Source organism: Nocardiopsis sediminis (assembly GCF_042650565.1).
GTDB lineage: Bacteria > Actinomycetota > Actinomycetes > Streptosporangiales > Streptosporangiaceae > Nocardiopsis_B > Nocardiopsis_B sediminis.
The window spans coordinates 750,122-767,700 of record NZ_JBHSBH010000015.1; the positions used below are offsets into that span (position 1 = coordinate 750,122).

The window sequence follows — 17,579 nt, forward strand, 5'->3', positions numbered from 1 at the left end:
GCCATGGCGGAGGCAGGCACCGGGCGGGCGGCGGTTCGCCGCGGCCGCCCCGGCTACGACCAGGCGACCGTTCTGCGGCGCGCCATCGAGCTGTTCAACCGCCAGGGCTACGACGGCACCAGCATGGGCGACCTCGCCAAGGACCTCGGCCTGAGCAAGTCGGCGATCTACCACCACGTGCCCGGCAAGGAGCACCTGCTCGCCGCGGCGCTGGACGAGGCGCTCGACGGCTTGAGCGCGGCCGTCGACTCCGCGGCCGCGGACACCGCCGGGGGCAGCGCCTACGAGCGCCTCCAGGCGGTGGTGCGCGAGTCGGTCGAGATCCTGGTGGCGCACCTGCCGGCCGTCACGCTGCTGCTGCGGGTGCGCGGCAACAGCGACGTCGAGCTCGCGGCCCTGGAGCGCCGGCGCGCCATCGACGAGAAGCTCGCGGGCCTGGTCCGGGAGGCCGTCGACGAAGGCGCGCTGCGCGCCGACATCGACCCCGATCTCATCAGCCGGCTGCTGTTCGGCATGGTGAACTCGCTGACGGAGTGGTACCGCCCCGGCGGGCCCGTCGACGCACCCGTGCTGGCGTCGGCCGTGGCGTCTCTGGCGTTCGAGGGCCTGGCGCCGCGGGACCGGTGACGCGTCACTGGTCGAAGTCGACGGTGACGGCGTCGCTCGCGGCCATGGCCTGGCAGGTCAGGACGAACCCGTGGGCGAGCTCGGCGTCGTCGAGCGCATAGTTGCGCCGCATGCCGGCCTCGCCGGCGATCAGCCGCGCCCGGCAGGTGCCGCAGACCCCGCCCTTGCAGGCGAACGGCAGGTCGCCGCGGACGGCCTGCGCGCCGTCGAGGATCGGGCGGTCGCGCGGCAGCGCCGCGGTGGTCGCGCGGCCGTCGAGGACGATCGTGACGTCGCTGGTGGCGCCGGCCGCCACGGAGTCGGCGCGGTGGAGCTCCGGCGGCGGCCCGTCGACGTGGAACAGCTCGGCGTGGACGCGGCCGGGCGCCACGCCCAGCTCGGCGAGGACGTCACGGGCGCCGGCGATCATGCCGAACGGGCCGCACAGCCAGACGTGGTCGAGGGCGCCCAGCGGCACGAGCGCGGTCAGCAGCCGGCGCAGCCGCCCGGGGTCGAGCCGCCCGGAGAACAGCTCGACGTCGCGCGGCTCCCGCGAGAGCACGTGCACGAGGTCGAACCGCGGGCCGTACCGGTTCTTCAGGTCGGCCAGGTCCTCGGCGAACATCACCGACCCGGTCGTGCGGTTGCCGTAGATCAGGGTGGCCCGGGCATCGGGGTGCGCCAGGACGCTGGACGCGATGGACAGCAGGGGCGTGATGCCCGATCCGGCGGCGATCAGCAGGTGGCGCCCCGCGGCCGAGGGGTCGGCGCGCAGGGCGCCGCCGGGGGTCCCGACGTCGATCCGGTCGCCGGGCCGCACCTCGTGCACGAGCCACGTGGAGAACAGGCCGCCCGGGATCTCACGGACGCCGATGCGCGGCCGCTCACCGGCGGCGGCGCAGATGGAGTAGGAGCGCCGGTGCTCGCACCCGTCGACGGTGCGGCGCAGGGTCAGCGACTGGCCAGGCCGGAAGCCGTACGCGCCGCGCAGCCCGGCGGGGACGTCGAACGCCACGGCCACGGCGTCGTCGGTCAGGCGGTCCACCGACGCGACGGTGAGGGTGTGGAACGCGGCCCGGGTGCGGCGGGCCGGCGGGGAGGTCGTCGGGGACACGGTCAGACCTCCTTGACGTGCTGGAACGGTTCGCAGCAGGACGCGCAGCGGTAGAGCGCGGTGCAGGCGGTGGGGCCGAACTCCGAGACCGGTTCGGCGCCGCGCGCGCCGCACCGGGGGCACGCGAGGTCGCGCCGCACCGGCAGCAGCGACAGCGGGACCGGGCCGTCGCGGCGCGGAGCGGGGCCGGGGGCGGAGAGCCCGGCCTCGGCGAGGGCCCGCCGGCCCTGCGGGGTGATCCAGTCGCTCGACCAGGCGGGGTGCAGGCTGACGTGCACCCGCACCGCGGGGAACCCGTGCTCGCGGAGCCGGCGGACGAGGTCGTCGCGCATGGCGGCCATGGCGGGGCACCCCGAGTAGGTGGGCGTGATGGTGGCGGTCACGGTGCCGTCGTCGGCGAGGTCGACGCCGCGCAGCACGCCCAGGTCGGCGAGGGTCAGCATCGGCATCTCCGGGTCGGTCACCGATGCGGCGGCGCGGCGGGCGGCCGCCAGCAGGTCCGCGCGCGATGGGGCGCCGGGGGCCATGGCGCTCACCACCGCCCCAGGGGGTGGGCCCGCGCCACACTCTGCATGTCGGCCAGCATCGCGCGCAACGCCTCGGTGTGCGCGCCGTCGCGGCCGCGCCCCTCGTTCGCTGCGGCGGGCGGGGGCGCGGGCGGGCGCTCCACCCCGCCGGCCGCGAAGACCTGGTCCAGCACCGCGCCGACCTCGGCTGCGACGTCCGCCGGGTCGACGCCGACGCCGCGATCGGCGGCGGCGCGCTCGACGGCGTGGCCGGCGAACACCTCGTCCACCAGGGGCCACACGCCGGCCAGGCCCGCGGTGACGCGGCGGCGGGACTCGCCGGTGCCGCGGGCGAGGGTCACGAACCAGCGGGCGGCGTAGTCGCGGTGGTAGGCCAGCTCCTTGACGCCTTTGGCCGCGACCGCCGACAGCACGGTGTCGCGGCTGTCGCGGAGCCGCTGGAACAGCGCCAGCCGCCAGGCCGCGAACACCAGCAGCCGCGCGGTGGTGGCGCCGAAGTCGCCGTTCTCGGCCTCGGCCAGCCGCACATTGCGGAACTCCCCATCGGCCCGGAAGAACGCGAGGGCGTCCTCGGGCGGGACGGGCGAGCCCTCCGGCAGCTCCGGGACCAGCGACGGGTCGGCGGCGGCCGCGCGCGCCAGGAGCAGCCGCGCCTGGCCGAGGAGGTCGAGGGCGATGTTGGCCAGCGCGATGTCGTCTTCGAGGTCGGGGGCGTTCGCCGTCCACTCCCCCAGGCGCTGGGACATCACGAGTGCGTCGTCGGCCAGCATGAGGCAGTAGGTCCCCAGGCACCGGGGGTCGACGCCCTCGGGGACGGCGGTGTCGACGCCCGCGAGGGGGTCCTCGAAGCCGGTGCCGAAGGCCCACCGCGACGCATCGCCGTCGAGCAGCCCGTCGTAGACGGAGCCGTGGCCCGCTTCTTCAGCCATCGGGGTCCTCACATGTGGGGCACGTCGCCGGGGATCTCGTAGAACGTGGGGTGGCGGTAGACCTTGTCGCCGCTGGGCGCGAAGAGGGGGTCCTTCTCATCGGGACTGGAGGCCGTGATGTCACCGGAGCGGACCACCCAGATGCTGACGCCCTCGTTGCGGCGGGTGTAGACGTCGCGCGCGCGGCGCACCGCCATGTCGTCGTCAGCGGCGTGCAGGGAGCCGACGTGCACGTGGTTGAGGCCGCGCTTGCCGCGGACGAACACCTCGTAGAGCGGCCATTCGCCGTCGACCGCCGGATCGGGGCCGCTCACCGGCCGGCCTCCGCGGGCGCCGGGCCGCGCCGTGCATAGGCCATGGCGGCGTCGCGCACCCACGCGCCCTCCTCCCACGCGCGGCGGCGGCGCGCCACGCGCTCGGCGTTGCACGGGCCGTCGCCGCCGATGACCCGCTTGAACTCCGCCCAGTCGGGCTCGCCGAAGTCGTGGGCGCCGCGCTCCTCGTTCCAGCGCAGATCGGGGTCGGGCAGAGTGACGCCGAGCGCTTCGGCCTGCGGGACCGTCATGTCGACGAAGCGCTGGCGCAGGTCGTCGTTGGTGTTGCGCTTGATGTGCCAGGCCATGGACTGCGCGGTGTTGGGGGAATCCGCGTCGGGCGGGCCGAACATCATCAGCGACGGCCACCAGAACCGGTCGACCGACTCCTGCACCATGGCGCGCTGCGCATCGGTGCCGCGCATCATCGTGGCGAGGAGTTCGTAACCCTGGCGCTGGTGGAAGGACTCCTCCTTGCAGATGCGCACCATCGCCCGCCCGTAGGGGCCGTAGGAGGTGCGGCACAGCGGGACCTGGTTGCAGATGGCCGCGCCGTCGACCAGCCAGCCGATCGTGCCGACGTCGGCGTAGGTCAGGGCGGGGTAGTTGAAGATCGAGGAGTACTTCTGCCGCCCGTCGATCAGCTTGCGGGTGAGGTCGGCGCGGGAGACCCCCAGCGTCTCGCACGCGGAGTACAGGTACAGCCCGTGGCCGGCCTCGTCCTGGACCTTCGCCAGCAGGATCGCCTTGCGCCGCAGGGAGGGGGCGCGGGCGATCCAGTGGCCCTCGGGCTGCATGCCGATGATCTCAGAGTGGGCGTGCTGGGCGACCTGGCGTACCAGCGTCCTGCGGTAGGCGTCGGGCATCCAGTCGCGCGGCTCGATGCGGTCGTTGCGGCCGATGGTGTCCTCGAAGGACGTGAGCAGCGGGTCTTCGGCGACCCCGGGTGGCTGCGCCATGTCCCCTCCTCGCGGAAAGCCCTGCGCGACCGATTTACTGACCGAACGGTCTGTAATAGTCTGGCACGCATCAGCCCGGTCGCGCAACGAAGGGGACGGGAGCACCGCCGATGAGCGCACTGCTGGAGAGCTATGCCGCAGGGTCGTGGTTCCGCGCCGCCGACGACGGCGTGCCGCTGCTCGACGCCGCCACCGGCGACGAAGTCGCCCGGATCTCCTCGACCGGCCTCGACCTCGCCGCCATGGCCGCCCACGCCCGCGACGTCGGCGGCCCCGCCGTGCGCGCACTGACCTTCCACGAACGGGCGAGCCTGCTCAAGCGGCTCGCCAAGCACCTATCGGCGGACAAGGACGACCTCTACGCGCTCTCGTCGCGCACCGGCGCCACCCTGCGCGACTCCCAGGTCGACATCGACGGCGGCTTCGGCACCCTGTTCAGCTACGCGAGCAAGGGGACCCGCGAGCTGCCCAACGACACCGTCGTCCTCGACGGCGGCCTGGAACGGCTCGGCCGCACCGGCGCGTTCGTCGGCCAGCACGTTTACACGTCCCGGCCGGGCATCGCCGTGCAGATCAACGCCTTCAACTTCCCGGTGTGGGGCATGCTCGAGAAGCTCGCCCCCGCCTTCCTCGCCGGGCTGCCGACCATCGTCAAGCCCGCCGCGCAGTCCGCCTACCTCGCCGAGGCCGTCGTCCGGCGCATCATCGCCTCCGGCATCCTGCCCGAGGGCTCCCTCCAGCTGCTGTCCGGCGGGCCCGAGGGGCTGCTCGACGTGCTCGGGCCGCAGGACTCGGTGGCGTTCACCGGCTCGGCCGCCACCGGCGCCGCGCTGCGCCGGCACCCCGCCGTCCTCAACGGAGGCGTCCGCCTCGGCGTCGAGGCCGACTCCCTGAACTGCTCGATCCTCGGGCCCGATGTCGGCCCCGACGATCCCGAGTTCGGCCTGTTCGTCAAGGGCGTCGTCACGGAGATGACCGTCAAGGCCGGCCAGAAGTGCACCGCGATCCGGCGCACCATTGCCCCGGAGCACATCGCCGGCCGGGTCGCCGAGGCCATCGCGGCGCGGCTGGCCACCGTCACCGTGGGCGACCCGCGCAACCCCGATGTGCGCATGGGCGCGCTGGCGGGCCTCGGCCAGCGCGACGAGGTGCGCAGGGCCGTGCAGGCGCTGCGGGCCTCGGCCGAGCTCGTCTTCGGCGACCCCGACTCCGTCGACACGGTCGGCGCCGACCCCGCCAAGGGCGCCTTCATGTCGCCGATCCTGCTGCGCGCCGGCGCCGACGCGCCCGAGCCGCACGACGTCGAACCGTTCGGGCCGGTGAGCACGGTGCTCACCTACCGCACCCTCGACGAGGCGGTCGCCCTCGCCGCGCGCGGACGCGGCAGCCTGGCCGGGTCGCTCGTCACCCGCGACCCCGGTGTCGCGCGCACGGTCGTGCTCGGCCTCGCGCCCTGGCACGGGCGCATCCTGGTCCTGGACCGCGAAGCCGCACCGGAGTCCACCGGGCACGGCTCGCCCCTGCCGACCCTGGTGCACGGCGGGCCGGGCCGCGCGGGCGGCGGCGAGGAGCTCGGGGGCATCCGCGGCGTCCTGCACCACATGCAGCGCACGGCGATCCAGGGCTCGCCCGACCTGCTCACCGCGGTCACCGGCCGGTGGACCACTGGCGCCGCCCGGCGGGCCGGCGACGAGCACCCGTTCCGCAAGAGCCTCGCCGAGCTGCGCATCGGCGACACCATCCGCTCCGCGGCCCGCGAGGTCACGCTCGCCGACATCGAGCACTTCGCCGAGTTCACCGGCGACACGTTCTACGCCCACACCGACCCCGAGGCGGCCGCCGCGAACCCGCTGTTCGGCGGGATCGTCGCGCACGGCTACCTGGTGGTGTCCCTCGCGGCGGGGCTGTTCGTCGACCCCGCCCCCGGGCCGGTGCTGGCGAACTTCGGGGTCGACGGCCTGCGCTTCCTGTCGCCGGTCAAGGCGGGCGACACCATCGACGTCACCCTCACCGTCAAGCAGATCACCCCGCGGATCAGCGCCGACTACGGCGAGGTCCGCTGGGACGCGGTCGTCGCCAACGGCGCGGGCGAACCGGTGGCGACCTATGACGTCCTGACCCTGGTCGCCAAGACCCGCTAGCGCCCGGGGCGGTCGTCGACGACGCGGCGCACCTTCCCGGCCGACCGCTCCACCGCGCCGGGGGCCACGACGTCGACGCCGACGCTCACCCCGATCGTGTCCTTCACCCGGCGCTTGAGGAGGGTGCCCGCCTGCGCCGCGCCCTCGGCCGTCGCCGCCGCCCGGCGCTCGACGCGGACGGTCAGGGAGTCCAGGCTGCCGGTGCGGCCCAGCACGCACTGGAAGTGCGGCGACAGCTCCGGCAGGGGCAGGATCAGCTCTTCGATCTGGGTCGGGAAGAGGTTCACGCCGCGCAGGATGATCATGTCGTCGGTGCGGCCGGTGATCCGCTCGATCCGCCGCATCGGGCGCGCGGTGCCCGGCAGCAGCCGGGTCAGGTCGCCCGTCCGGTAGCGGATCACCGGCATGGCCTCCTTGGTCAGCGAGGTGAGCACCAGCTCGCCCTCCTCGCCGTCGGGCAGGGCCTCGCCGGTGAGGGGGTCGATGATCTCGGGGTAGAAGTGGTCCTCCCACACGTGCAGGCCGTCCTTGGTCTCCACGCACTCGACCGCTACACCGGGGCCGATGACCTCCGAGAGGCCGTAGATGTCGACGGCGTGCAGGTCGAGCCGCCGCTCCACCTCCGCGCGCATGGCGCCGGTCCAGGGCTCCGCGCCGAAGATGCCGGCCCTCAGCGAGGTCGACCGCGGGTCGATGCCCTGGCGCTCCATCTCGTCGACCAGCGCCAGCGTGTAGGAGGGCGTGGCCATGATGATGTCGGGGCGCAGGTCGGCGATGAGCCGCACCTGCCGCTGCGTCATCCCGCCGGAAGCCGGCACAACGGTGCACCCCAGCTTCTCGGCCCCGTAATGGGCACCGAGCCCGCCGGTGAACAGGCCGTAGCCGTAGGCGTTGTGCACGAGGTCACCGGCCCGCCCTCCGGCGGCCCGGATGCTCCGCGCCATGACGTCGCCCCACATCTCCAGGTCCCCGCGGGTATAGCCCACCACCGTGGGCGTCCCCGTGGTCCCCGAGGACGCGTGCACCCGCACGAGCCGCGAACGGGGCACGGCGAACATCCCGAACGGATGGTTCGCCCGCAGGTCGGCCTTTGTCGTGAACGGCAGGCGAACCAGATCCCCGGGCTCCCTGACGTCCTCGGGCCGGACCCCGGCCCCGTCGAACGCGTCCCGGTAGTGGGCGACATTGCCATACGCGTACCCCACCGCCCACCGCAACCGCTCCGCCTGCAACGCACGCAGCTCCGCCACGGAACCCGTCTCAACGGCATCAAGCCCATCCGGCCGCGAACCCACACCACGCACGGCACCTCCCGGGGGGACGAGGAGCAGAACCCCCACCATCCCAAATCGACGCCCACCGGAACAGATCCCGCACCCGACGGGCACACCAGAGTGGCCGGTTTCGAATTCCCGGAGCCGGAATCGCATGAGAAGAAGGGAGAACGGCGCGACCGTCGACGCCCGGCCGTCGCCCCCTCGCCCGCCGGAAGCGGAGGTTCCATGGCGCACAACGCCGCATGCGGTACCGCGACATACCCCCAATGCAGGTGTTCCGGATGCGGCGGGAGCCAGCACGGTTGGCAGGGACACCTCGAACGCGCCCAATGGCCCGAGGACAAGCGCAAGGCGCGTCGGGAGGCGGCCGACCAGAGATGGTTCTCCGCTCTCGGACCGGAAAGCGGCCGTGGCCGGCGCCTGAAACGGCCCACACAAGCCATGCGCCGAGCAGCGGCCACCCGGGCCGTGGGGGATATCGTCGATTGGCTGGCGGTGAACGCCGAGGGACGGAAACGCGTCCAGCACATAGGCGACCTCATTTCCGGTGACGTCCTCGGGGAGCTGGATGGCTACGCACGGGAACACGAGCCGGAGAATGTTCGCTCCTGGCCGATCTCTGCGGAGCGGCCGATACCGCCCACGGACATTTGGATAAGGTGCCGGAGCAGGCAGCCGAGGCGATCGCCGGTGGCGATCCGCCAAGCTGGGGGGTGGTCGAGCGCTTTGTCGCGGAGAAGGCGCTGAACGTCATCTGGGATGGCGTGAAGGTGCTCGTGGTCCCATGGGACCTGGCGAACCTCATCCGCACCATGCGCATTTTCGCAGTCCTCGTCTGCCCCGACCCCGGCGCGCACCAACAGGTCGCCCGGCTCTGTCTCGTCCCACTGGCAACGGACGTACTCACGGACACGGCCGAGGCCAGGCTCCATCAGGGGCTTGGTCAGGTACTCGACCCGGGCTGACACCTCAAGGCGCCGGAGCACGTGAGAGCCCCTCCCGACCGAACAGAAAGGGCTCTCACGTGCCCGGTCAGGGCGGTCCATTTGTCTCAGCGCTCTGCTTCCAAAGCATCGAACATCGCCTCGGCATCCTCGAAATCCTGGGTCAGGCCTGCCGCGATCTGCTCACTCGCCTCCAGTTCCCCGGCCTGCCAGTCGGGTTCCCAGAACCACTGCGCCGTCATGCGCGTCCTCCCCTGACCTCCCCGTTCAGTGCCCTACTTGATTATGGGCGCCAAGGGCAGGGCCGTCAGCCCGTCGGGAACGGGTGGCCCAGGGCTTCGGCGATGGTCGCCCGGGCGGCGTTCTCCTGGGCGTGTTTGGCCTCCGCCTTCGTGGCGACCTCCTCGGCCGTCGACGGGGTGACCACGGCGACGCCGTCGTCGTCGCCTACCACGTAGTCGCCGGGTGAGACGACCACGCCGCCTATCGCCACGGGGACGTCGAGGGCGCCGGGGCCGTTCTTGTAGGGGCCGGCCGGGGTCACGGCGCGGGCGAAGACCGGGACTCCGAGGGCGCGGATGACCGCGACGTCGCGGACCGCGCCGTCGATGACGAAGCCCGCGCAGCGGGCGGCCTTGGCGCGGCCGGCCATCAGTTCGCCGATGAGCGCACGCGATTCGTCGGCGCCGCCCGCGACCACGATGACCTGGCCCGGCTGCACGGCCTCGATGGCGCGGTGGATGAAGAGGTTGTCCCCCGGGCGGGTGAGGACGGTCAGGGCGGGCCCGGCCAGGCGGGCGCCCTCCCAGGTCGACCGCACGGCCGAGTGGCAGACGTTGAGCCGTTCCATGGCGTCGCCGATGTTGGCGACGGGCAGGCGCGACAGGCGTTCCAGGGCGGATGAACCGGTGGTGGTCATCGTGGGCACTCTCCGTTTTCGGTACGGACGCCCCGGACCGCGGGGTCAGGCGAGGCGTCGGGTGATGGCGTCGGCGGCGCGTTGCACCTCCGCCACGAGGGGGGCGAAGCGTTCTTCGGGGACCTCTTCGCTGAGGCCGGTGACGGTGGCGGCGGCGACCGCGCGCCCGGTGGCGTCGTTGACCGCGGCGCTGACCGAGGTGACGCCGATGGCCCGTTCGTTGACCGACACCGTGTAGCCCTCCCGGCGAATCCGGGCGAGCTCGTCGCGCAGGCGCTCGTGGGTGATCACCTCCCCGGTGACGCGTGTGATGGTGCCGGTGGCCGTGAGCAGGTCGTCGAGGTCGGCCTCGTCCATGTCGGCGGCGAGGACCTTGCCCGCTCCGGCGTGAAGGGGCAGGCGCTCGCCGATGGGCAGCTGGTAGCGCAGCACGCGGGCGCCGGGAACGCGGCTGATCACGACGCGGTCATGGCCTGAGCGCACGAACAGCGACGAGGTCAGCCCGGTGGCGGTGGCCAGCTCCTGGAGGACCGGCGCGGCCGCCGAGCTGAGCGGGTTGTTGGTGAGGTAGGAGTGCGCGGGAAAGAGCGGGGCCAGTCCCACGCGGTACCCGAGTTCGGACTTCTCGGCATAGCCGCGTCCCTCCAAGACGGTGAGGATGCGCTGGGTGGTGGCGATGTGCAGGCCGGCGCGGCGGGCGATCTCCGAGAGCCGCATCGGCACCGGGCCGCGGGTGAGGACGTCGAGCACGTCGAACGCACGCTCAAGGGATCGCATCGTCGAGGCCGGCTGGTCGGACGCCATGGTCGCTCTCTCACTGTCATCGGACGGCAGGTGTTCTCAGACAATGAGAGTAATGAGCGAACGGTGCGACTTCGGTGGCGCGGCCGCATCGGGCGCCGCGCGGTGTCATTCGGCCGACGACCACCCCTTGGCGTAGGCGAGCAGCAGGGTGACGACGCCGAGCGCGGCCGCGACCCCGAACGTGTAGGGGTCGAGCGTGGCGGACACGCCGGTCACCACCGCCGGTGAGACGGCCACCAGCCCCGCCGCCTGCACGAGGACGGTGACCGTCCCCAGGGCGAACATGGTGAGCAGCAGGACCTTGAACAGGGCCTCGAGGACGGCGGCGACGCGGGCGCGCGGCGAGGCGGGGGCGCCGTCGGCGCCGCCGGAGTGTGGTGCGTCGGACATTGGGGCTCCTCGGAGGTGTCGGCGGCGCTCACGCCGGGACGGGCAGCAGGCCGATGGCGATGGCGGCGCCGATGAACAGGAAGGGCACCACGTAGAAGGTGATCAGGGGGATGAAGGTCTTGGCCGGGTTGACCTGGGCGATGGAGGTCGCGATGTAGATCGCCGACGCCCCCGGCGGGGACGCCCCTTCGGTGGAGGAGAACACGAGGATCGCGCAGGCGGCGAGGATCGGATCGACGCCGGCCGCCACCAGCACCGAGAATGCGACCCCGCCCACCGTTGCGATGGTGGCCGTCGAGCTGAGCGGCCCGGCGATCACGATCACGATGACGCCGACGATCAGCGCGGCGACCGGCGCCGGGGCGTCGAGCCCGTTGAGCGAGGACGTGAGCTGCTCGGAGAGCCCGAGCTCGGTGAGCGCGCCGCCGCCGGCGAACGCGAAGACGAGCGTCGCGCCGACGTCCTTGTAGCGGGGCGCGGTGTCGCCGATGAACCGCGACCACCCCGCCACGGTGCGCGGCAGCTTGCGCCATCCGAGCGCGAGGGCGAAGGCGGCCAGCAGGACCGGTATCCAGACGAGGATGCTGACGGCCTCGACCGTCGCCTCGCCCATCGCGCCGGTGAGGGCGGCCCCGCCGGGGCCGAAGGTGAGCGCCACCGGGATGGCGATGCCGAGGAACACCAGCAGCGAGCTCCACCCGCTGCGGAAGGACGTGCCGAACGGGAGGATGTCCTCGGGGGCGACCCGGTCGATCCGGTACCGGCGCACGAAGATGAAGACGTTGATCATCCGCCACAGCACGCACCACGCCGCAGCCACGAACATCGCGACCAGGAATTCGTCGACGTCGATGAACGGGGCGACCGACGCCGATCCCACCAGGATGAAGAAGGATGCGCTGGGCGGGATGACGGTCCCGTTGCCGGCGTTGCCCGCGACGACGGTCGCCGCCACGCGGGGCTCCCAGTTGGAGCGCCGCATCCAGGGGATGACGACCGACCCCATGGTGGCGGCGTTGGCGGAGCCGGAGTGGGCGACGCTGCCGAACAGGGCGGATCCGGCGGTGGCGACGTAACCGGCCCCGCCCTTCACCCGGCCCAGGAGCGAGTTGAGCATGTCGACCTGCCGGTCGATCAGCCCCGTCTGTTGCAGCAGGAAGCCGATGAAGGTGAACGCGAGCGCGGCGAACACGATGTCCTGGCTCACCGCCTCGGCCGCACCGGCGGCGGCCACGTCCAGGAACCGGGTGCCGCCGAAGGCGCAGATGACGACGAAGCCGACGATCATCGCCTCGCCGATGCTGCGTTTCAGCACCGCGTTCCAGACGACGATGCTGGTGATGTAGGCGATGAGCGCCCACACGGCGATTCCCATGACCGCCTCCTAACTCTGCCACCGCAGGTGGCCGTACGGGTGAAAGGGGATCATCGGCGGGGCAGGGCCGGGGGCTCCGGCGGGGCCGGATGCGCTGGTGAACAGCGGTGTGCCGAGCGGGGCGGCGGTGGCGGGTATCAGCGGGCGGCGAGCGCGCTGGGGTTGACGAGGCCCTCGGGGGCCTCCCCCTTGAGGACGCGGACCACGTTGCGGGCCGCCCCGATGCCGCTCCGGGCGCGCGCCTGGTCGGTGGTCCCGCCCAGGTGCGGGGTGATGTGGCAGTTGGGCAGTCCGCGCAGCGGGTTGTCCGCGCGCAGCGGCTCGACCTCGACCACGTCCAGGGCGGCGCCGGCGACCGTGCCGTCGCGCAGGGCGGCGGCCAGCGCGGTCTCGTCGACGACGGGGCCCCGGGAGGTGTTGACGACGTAGGCGGTCGGCTTCATCAGCGCGAGCCGCTCGGCGTTGAGCCAGTGGCGGTTGGCGTCGTTGAGGAACAGGTGCAGGCTCAGGAAGTCGCTGGCGGCCAGCACCTCCTCGGCGGTGGTGAACGTCAGGCCGGTGCGGGCGGCGAACTCCAGGTCGGGGTGGGGATCGTACGCGACCAGCCGCATACCGAAGGCCGCCGCGCGCTCGGCGACCGCCTTGCCTATGGCCCCGGCCCCGATCAGCCCGAGCGTTGCGCCGTGGAGTTCGCGGCCCTGGATGCGCCGCCAGTTCCCGGCGGCCACGTCGGCGAGGTTGGCGGGGATGTGCCGGGCGCAGAGCAGCAGGAGGGCGATGGTCATCTCGGCGACGCTGATGCGGTTGACCCCGGGCATGTTGCACACCGCGATCCCGCGCGCGGTGGCCGCCTCGACGTCGATGGAGTCGTAGCCGACCCCGCAGCGGGCGATGACCCGCAGCCGGGGCGCGGCGTCGAGGACGTCCGCCGTGTAGGGGTCGCCGGCGGCGACGACGCCGTCGACGTCGGCGAGCACCGACTCCAGCTCGCCCGGCCTGCGCGGGCCGTTCCACCGGCTGTAGACGACCTCGCACCCCTGCTCGCGCAGGTACCGGTCGACGTCGTCGCCCTCGTGCAGGAACTGCGCCGTGACCAGGACACGCGGGGTGCCGCCCATGGGACCTCCATGAAGGGATCGACATTCATGAGATCGATTCTCATAGAATGAGAGGAACTATCGCTTCATGGAGTGTGGCACGGCCCACAGCAGATGTAAAGAGGAGATTTCCGAGTTCCCGCTGGCCGCGGCCCCCAGGCGCTCCTCACCCGCCCATCGGGCCGCGGCGCTACCGGCGGGCGCGCTTCCGCGGGCGCCGGTGTTCGAGCCGGACCATCAGGGGGTGGCTGCCGAACAGGCTCAGCTGCTGCACGTGGGTGGGGACCAGGCCCGTTCCCAGGGCGTGGCCGAGCCCGTGCGCATCGGGGAGCAGGACGACCGCGCGGCCGTCGCCGGACAGGACGCGGGCGAGCTCACGCCACCAGCGCTCCGGCCGCCCGGCGAGTCCGCCGCGCGCGTCGACCTGGTCGCCCCACGGGGGATTGCACAGGACGCGGTCGATGCTGCGGTCGGGCAGCGGCAGCGCCGCGGCGTCGGCGCGCCCGATCGCGACCGGGGTTCCCGTGGCGTTGAGCCGGGCGGCGCGGCGCGCGGCCGGGTCGAGGTCGAAGCCGAGCAGGGTGGTTCCGGGCACCAGGTGGTGCGCTTCGATGAGCAGGGTGCCCGCCCCGCAGCACGGGTCGAGGACCTGCTGGCCGGGTTCCAGGCCGGCGGCGTGGGCCATCGCCGCCGCGACCGGGGGGTGCAGCGTCCCCGGGATGCCGTGGTCCTTGTAGGGGCGCCGGTGGGTCGGGCGCTCCCCCAGGCGCAGCAGCAGGGTCGCGTGGTCGCCGTCCAGCGTCAGCCGCCACCCGCTGTAGCCCGGCGGCGGAGGGTCGCCGCGGCGGCGCGAGTGGTAGGGGACCCCGGCGCGTTCGGCCAGCACGGGGCCGAGGGCGTCCTCGATGTCGTAGCGGTTGTAGGTGCGCCGTCCCAGGTAGGAGGCCGAGATCTCGATCCCGCCGAAGCCGGGCGGACCGCCGCGCGCGGCGCGCTCCCGGGACAGCGCGTCGAGATCGACGCCGCGGGCCAGGCCGGCGAGCGCGGCGAGGTCGCCCTTGTGCCCGCCGATGTCGGCCCGGCGCCGGGCGAGCAGGAAGACGTCGTCCGCCGTGTGCAATCGCGTCCCGGCGTCCGCTGGCGCACGGTAGGCCACCTCGCGGTGGACGATGGAGTCGATGGATGCGGATCCGCTCCGCAGGATCTCGGTGCTCAATGCGGGCTCCAGCCCGCGGATACACCGCGCCACCAGGCGCGCCGCCGTCACCGGACGGTAGGGGCGCCGGGACGCGGGGACGGCTCGGACACACGCCGGATACGCATGGTGTCGTCTTCTCCCACGTCGAAGCCCGGGACGGCGGAGGGCCATCCCGCATCGCCGGCGCCGGGTGGTCCGCGTCGTGCCGGCGGTGGGCTAGCGCAGGAAGAAGAACGTCATGGCGGGGAGGCTACCGGCACACGGTCGCCTTCCGCATCCGGATTTCGGCCCGGGGCGGGCACTGTCCCGGGGCCGGCGATGGAGGGGGACATCGGCCCGTGGTCCAGGCGCTGAGGGGTGCCGCAGCGGGGGCGTGACCGCCGGGCCGGATGGAGCGGAGTGCGCCGTCACCGGGAAGGAGGCCGGCCATCCCCTCCCCAGGCTCCGTTCGCGGGAGCAAAGGGATACCGCCGACGCCGCAGAGCGGGTCATCAGGTCGCGTCCGGGATACACCCCGGCCGGACCCGGCCGCCGGTGACCGCGACCGCGCGGAACCGTTTCCCGGAGCCTGTTGCCAGGGTCGCTGACCGGGACAAGGGCCGTCGAGGGGGCAGGGCGACCCGGGCGGGGGCGTTGTGGTGGGGATGCGACGATGGTTCCATCGTGCCCGTGACACCGGAGTTCCGATTGGTGCGCGCCGGGGTGTTCGCCTCGGTGTGTCTCGGGGTGTCCACGACCGCGCACCGGCTGGCGTCGCAGCATGACCTGCCGCCTGTGGCCCAGTTGACGGGCTTCGCGCTGGTGTTCGCCTTCGCGTGGGCGACCGCGGGCCGGGAACGCGGTTTCGGCACGATCCTCGGATCGATGCTGTGGGCGCAGCTGGCGCTGCACCTGCTCTTCAGCCTCCTCATGTCGGCGGGCGCCTCCCATGCCGTCGTGTCCCATGCCGCGGACGCCGGCCGGACGGCGATCGAGACGGTGTCCCCCTCGGGCGGTTCCGGACCGGGGATGCTCCTGGCCCACCTCGCGGCCGCGCTGGTGTGCGCCTGGTGGCTGCGGCGCGGCGAGGCGGCGGCGTTCGCCCTGGTCGGGCTGGTCGCCTCGCTCGTCCTGCCGGTCCTGCTGGTGCTGTACCGGGGATCGGGACACCCGGTACGTCCCCCGTTGCGGCGCCGGCCCGGCCGTGGCCCCCGCAACCGGGCCTCTTCCTTCCTGCGCCACATCCTCGTCCTGCGCGGGCCCCCTCTGCCGCACACCGCCTGAGGACACCCCGCCGCGCCCCGCGGCGCCGCCGCATGCGCGCGTGCGCGCGGGCCATCCCGGCGGACGGATTCGCCACTCCGGCGTGCACGGCGCCTGCCCGCGCCGCGGACGAAGCACGCCGCGACCCGCCATCCACCACGGCGGCGTCGCCACGGTCGACGGCCGCCGTACGCACCATGCGCCGCCGCTCCTTCCCGTGACGGGACGGAGCGGCCGATGGTGCGCCCGAAGCAGAGGAAAGAAGACCCATGGGACGTGTTCCCTCCCCCTCCACGCCGCCCGGCGGCGCCCACCGCGCGCCGGCCGGCGCGCGCCCCCGATCCGCGGCCGCCCCGGCGCGGCCCTTCGCACCGAGAGAGCGGGGGCACCGTGGATGACGCGGAGCTGACCCTGCTGGCCATCGCCGCACGAGAAGGCGCCGACGACGCCTTCGAGCGGCTGGTCGCCGAGACCCGCGCCGATGTCGCCCGGTTCATCGGGCGCATGACCCCGTCCCCGGTGGTCGAGGACGTCCTCCAGGAGACCTACATCCGCGCCATGAGCGGGCTGCCCCGCTTCGGCGCGCGGTCCTCCGCCCGCACCTGGCTGCTGTCGATCGCGCGCCACACCGTGGTCGACCGGTACCGGTCGCTGGCCGCACGCCCGAAGGCGTCCGGGCTCCCGGACCGGGAGTGGGATACGGTCCAGAGCCGCCTACCCGGTCACGGCGCCCGGTTCGACGAGCACGTCGCGCTGCTGGACCTGCTGGCCCGCCTGAGCGGGGAGCGGCGCACCGCGTTCGTCCTGACGCAGCTGGACGGGTACTCCTACCAGGAGGTCGCCGAGATGACGGCGGTGCCGGTGGGCACCGTGCGCTCCCGGGTCGCCCGCGCCCGCGCCGACCTCGTCCGCGCGCTGCGCGGCGCCGAGCGCCCCGCGCCCGGCAGGTCCGCGGCCGGCCGGGCGGTGCGGATGCGGCGGGAACCCGCGCGGTGCTGAACCGGCCGGGCACGGCTCGCGGGGCGGGAGGCGTCGGCCTCCCCCCGGGCGGGCGGGCCGGCCGGCCGCCATGGGGCCTGCCCGCCGCCGGAGCCGGCGACTGCACCGCCTGACGGCGGCCGCACCCCGGAGCGCAGGGCGCCCGGGTGCGGAGCGCCCGGGTCCGGTACTGCCGGGAAGTCCGCGGGAACTCCCCGGTGATCGGCGACGACTCCCTGTCGTGTGGACGGACACACGAACTCAGTGGCCGAGCCGGTCGTCGGCATCCTGCTCTTCCCCGGTGTGGACGAGGCCGACGCCCTCGACCCGTGGGGTGTGCTGTCCTACTGGGCCGCCCACGGCGCGGTCCGCTCCGCCCCGCGGGTCGTCGCGTTCACCCGCGACGGCGCGCCGGTGGAGTGCGCCGGCGGCCTGCGCGTCGCGGTCGACCACGCGGCGTCCGAGGCACCCGATCTCGCGGCGCTGGTGCATCCGGGCGGCATCGGCGCGTACCCGCTCAGCACCGACCGCGCCCACCTGGCGTGGCTGCGCCGGCAGCGGGAGCGCACGGCGATCCTCGCCGGTGTGCGCAGCGGGGCGCTGGTGCTGGCCGCAGCGGGGGCGCTCCGGGAGCGCCGGGCCACCACGCACTGGGGGTCGCTGGGTGCGCTCGCGCGGCTCGACGGCACGGTCGCCGTCGTCGCCGATGCGGATGACGACCTCGACCGATGCGACGTCGAGGAACTCCGCCCGCTTGGCCTCCGG

Annotated in this window: 19 protein-coding genes; 6 read left to right on the forward strand and 13 right to left on the reverse strand. The window is 73.7% G+C overall.

Annotated features, from left to right (window positions below):
* Positions 1 to 3 precede the first annotated feature (3 nt).
* Positions 4 to 627: a TetR/AcrR family transcriptional regulator gene (locus tag ACFOVU_RS25820; RefSeq protein WP_378537745.1), complete on the forward strand. Its 624-nt coding sequence runs from the start codon at positions 4 to 6 to the stop codon at positions 625 to 627.
* Positions 628 to 631: 4 nt separating this feature from the next.
* On the opposite strand, the gene paaE is transcribed toward ACFOVU_RS25820, so the two are convergent.
* From paaE to paaA, 5 genes are read right to left on the reverse strand one after another with little or no spacing between them, the layout of a single operon-like run.
* Complete coding sequence (gene paaE / locus ACFOVU_RS25825; protein WP_378538222.1) at positions 632 to 1,726, reverse strand: 1,2-phenylacetyl-CoA epoxidase subunit PaaE; 1,095 nt, start codon at positions 1,724 to 1,726, stop codon at positions 632 to 634.
* Positions 1,723 to 2,247: a 1,2-phenylacetyl-CoA epoxidase subunit PaaD gene (gene paaD / locus ACFOVU_RS25830; protein ID WP_378538223.1), complete on the reverse strand. Its 525-nt coding sequence runs from the start codon at positions 2,245 to 2,247 to the stop codon at positions 1,723 to 1,725. The genes paaE and paaD overlap by 4 nt, the downstream gene beginning before the upstream one ends.
* A 5-nt stretch (positions 2,248 to 2,252) precedes the next feature.
* Positions 2,253 to 3,176: a 1,2-phenylacetyl-CoA epoxidase subunit PaaC gene (gene paaC, locus ACFOVU_RS25835; protein WP_378537746.1), complete on the reverse strand. Its 924-nt coding sequence runs from the start codon at positions 3,174 to 3,176 to the stop codon at positions 2,253 to 2,255.
* A gap of 8 nt (positions 3,177 to 3,184) precedes the next feature.
* Complete coding sequence (gene paaB / locus ACFOVU_RS25840) at positions 3,185 to 3,490, reverse strand: 1,2-phenylacetyl-CoA epoxidase subunit PaaB (RefSeq protein WP_378537748.1); 306 nt, start codon at positions 3,488 to 3,490, stop codon at positions 3,185 to 3,187.
* Positions 3,487 to 4,449: a 1,2-phenylacetyl-CoA epoxidase subunit PaaA gene (gene paaA / locus ACFOVU_RS25845; RefSeq protein ID WP_378537750.1), complete on the reverse strand. Its 963-nt coding sequence runs from the start codon at positions 4,447 to 4,449 to the stop codon at positions 3,487 to 3,489. The genes paaB and paaA overlap by 4 nt, the downstream gene beginning before the upstream one ends.
* 110 nt (positions 4,450 to 4,559) lie before the next feature.
* Between paaA and paaZ the strand changes: the two genes are divergently transcribed.
* Positions 4,560 to 6,590, forward strand: coding sequence for a phenylacetic acid degradation bifunctional protein PaaZ (gene paaZ / locus ACFOVU_RS25850; RefSeq protein WP_378537752.1), 2,031 nt, complete (start codon positions 4,560 to 4,562; stop codon positions 6,588 to 6,590).
* Here paaZ and paaK read toward each other — a convergent pair.
* Positions 6,587 to 7,933 (reverse strand): phenylacetate--CoA ligase PaaK, encoded by a 1,347-nt coding sequence (gene paaK / locus ACFOVU_RS25855; protein WP_378537754.1) that lies wholly within the window; start codon positions 7,931 to 7,933, stop codon positions 6,587 to 6,589. The two genes, paaZ and paaK, sit on opposite strands and share 4 nt — an antisense overlap.
* Before the next feature lie 593 nt (positions 7,934 to 8,526).
* Between paaK and ACFOVU_RS25860 the strand changes: the two genes are divergently transcribed.
* Entirely contained in the window at positions 8,527 to 8,832 is a 306-nt protein-coding gene (locus ACFOVU_RS25860) for a hypothetical protein (protein ID WP_378537755.1), read from the forward strand.
* Positions 8,833 to 8,918: 86 nt separating this feature from the next.
* Here the strand turns inward: ACFOVU_RS25860 and ACFOVU_RS25865 are convergent, their stop codons facing one another.
* From ACFOVU_RS25865 to ACFOVU_RS25895, 7 genes are all read right to left on the reverse strand, one after another.
* Positions 8,919 to 9,053: a hypothetical protein gene (locus ACFOVU_RS25865; protein WP_378537757.1), complete on the reverse strand. Its 135-nt coding sequence runs from the start codon at positions 9,051 to 9,053 to the stop codon at positions 8,919 to 8,921.
* Between the two features lie 65 nt (positions 9,054 to 9,118).
* Positions 9,119 to 9,730 (reverse strand): RraA family protein, encoded by a 612-nt coding sequence (locus ACFOVU_RS25870; protein ID WP_378537759.1) that lies wholly within the window; start codon positions 9,728 to 9,730, stop codon positions 9,119 to 9,121.
* Between the two features lie 45 nt (positions 9,731 to 9,775).
* Positions 9,776 to 10,534 carry an IclR family transcriptional regulator gene (locus ACFOVU_RS25875; protein ID WP_378537761.1) on the reverse strand — a complete coding sequence of 253 codons (759 nt, stop codon included), beginning with the start codon at positions 10,532 to 10,534 and terminating at the stop codon, positions 9,776 to 9,778.
* Positions 10,535 to 10,639: 105 nt separating this feature from the next.
* Positions 10,640 to 10,924, reverse strand: a complete 285-nt coding sequence (locus ACFOVU_RS25880) for a hypothetical protein (RefSeq protein ID WP_378537763.1) — start codon at positions 10,922 to 10,924, stop codon at positions 10,640 to 10,642.
* A gap of 28 nt (positions 10,925 to 10,952) precedes the next feature.
* Positions 10,953 to 12,299 carry an SLC13 family permease gene (locus ACFOVU_RS25885; protein ID WP_378537765.1) on the reverse strand — a complete coding sequence of 449 codons (1,347 nt, stop codon included), beginning with the start codon at positions 12,297 to 12,299 and terminating at the stop codon, positions 10,953 to 10,955.
* Positions 12,300 to 12,436: 137 nt separating this feature from the next.
* On the reverse strand, positions 12,437 to 13,417 hold the full coding sequence (locus ACFOVU_RS25890) for a phosphoglycerate dehydrogenase (RefSeq protein WP_378537767.1): 981 nt from the start codon (positions 13,415 to 13,417) through the stop codon (positions 12,437 to 12,439).
* A 169-nt stretch (positions 13,418 to 13,586) separates the two neighbouring features.
* On the reverse strand, positions 13,587 to 14,612 hold the full coding sequence (locus ACFOVU_RS25895) for a TRM11 family SAM-dependent methyltransferase (protein WP_378537769.1): 1,026 nt from the start codon (positions 14,610 to 14,612) through the stop codon (positions 13,587 to 13,589).
* Positions 14,613 to 15,257: 645 nt separating this feature from the next.
* Between ACFOVU_RS25895 and ACFOVU_RS25900 the strand changes: the two genes are divergently transcribed.
* The 3 genes from ACFOVU_RS25900 to ACFOVU_RS25910 form a co-directional block, all read left to right on the forward strand.
* Complete coding sequence (locus ACFOVU_RS25900) at positions 15,258 to 15,857, forward strand: hypothetical protein (RefSeq protein WP_378537771.1); 600 nt, start codon at positions 15,258 to 15,260, stop codon at positions 15,855 to 15,857.
* Between the two features lie 369 nt (positions 15,858 to 16,226).
* A complete protein-coding gene (locus ACFOVU_RS25905) occupies positions 16,227 to 16,835 on the forward strand; it encodes a sigma-70 family RNA polymerase sigma factor (RefSeq protein WP_378537772.1) in 609 nt (202 codons plus the stop codon).
* Between the two features lie 243 nt (positions 16,836 to 17,078).
* Positions 17,079 to 17,579: DJ-1/PfpI family protein (locus ACFOVU_RS25910; RefSeq protein WP_378537774.1), on the forward strand; the 501-nt coding region annotated here is incomplete at its 3' end.

Coding starts and splice junctions, on each gene's coding strand:
- paaK (WP_378537754.1), bottom strand. CDS start 7,933: ATGGTGGGGGTTCTGCTCCTCGTCCCCCCGGGAGGTGCCGTGCGTGGT.
- ACFOVU_RS25865 (WP_378537757.1), bottom strand. CDS start 9,053: ATGACGGCGCAGTGGTTCTGGGAACCCGACTGGCAGGCCGGGGAACTG.
- ACFOVU_RS25890 (WP_378537767.1), bottom strand. CDS start 13,417: ATGGGCGGCACCCCGCGTGTCCTGGTCACGGCGCAGTTCCTGCACGAG.
- ACFOVU_RS25885 (WP_378537765.1), bottom strand. CDS start 12,299: ATGGGAATCGCCGTGTGGGCGCTCATCGCCTACATCACCAGCATCGTC.
- paaA (WP_378537750.1), bottom strand. CDS start 4,449: ATGGCGCAGCCACCCGGGGTCGCCGAAGACCCGCTGCTCACGTCCTTC.
- ACFOVU_RS25880 (WP_378537763.1), bottom strand. CDS start 10,924: ATGTCCGACGCACCACACTCCGGCGGCGCCGACGGCGCCCCCGCCTCG.
- ACFOVU_RS25875 (WP_378537761.1), bottom strand. CDS start 10,534: ATGGCGTCCGACCAGCCGGCCTCGACGATGCGATCCCTTGAGCGTGCG.
- ACFOVU_RS25870 (WP_378537759.1), bottom strand. CDS start 9,730: ATGACCACCACCGGTTCATCCGCCCTGGAACGCCTGTCGCGCCTGCCC.
- paaD (WP_378538223.1), bottom strand. CDS start 2,247: ATGGCCCCCGGCGCCCCATCGCGCGCGGACCTGCTGGCGGCCGCCCGC.
- paaZ (WP_378537752.1), top strand. CDS start 4,560: ATGAGCGCACTGCTGGAGAGCTATGCCGCAGGGTCGTGGTTCCGCGCC.
- paaC (WP_378537746.1), bottom strand. CDS start 3,176: ATGGCTGAAGAAGCGGGCCACGGCTCCGTCTACGACGGGCTGCTCGAC.
- ACFOVU_RS25820 (WP_378537745.1), top strand. CDS start 4: ATGGCGGAGGCAGGCACCGGGCGGGCGGCGGTTCGCCGCGGCCGCCCC.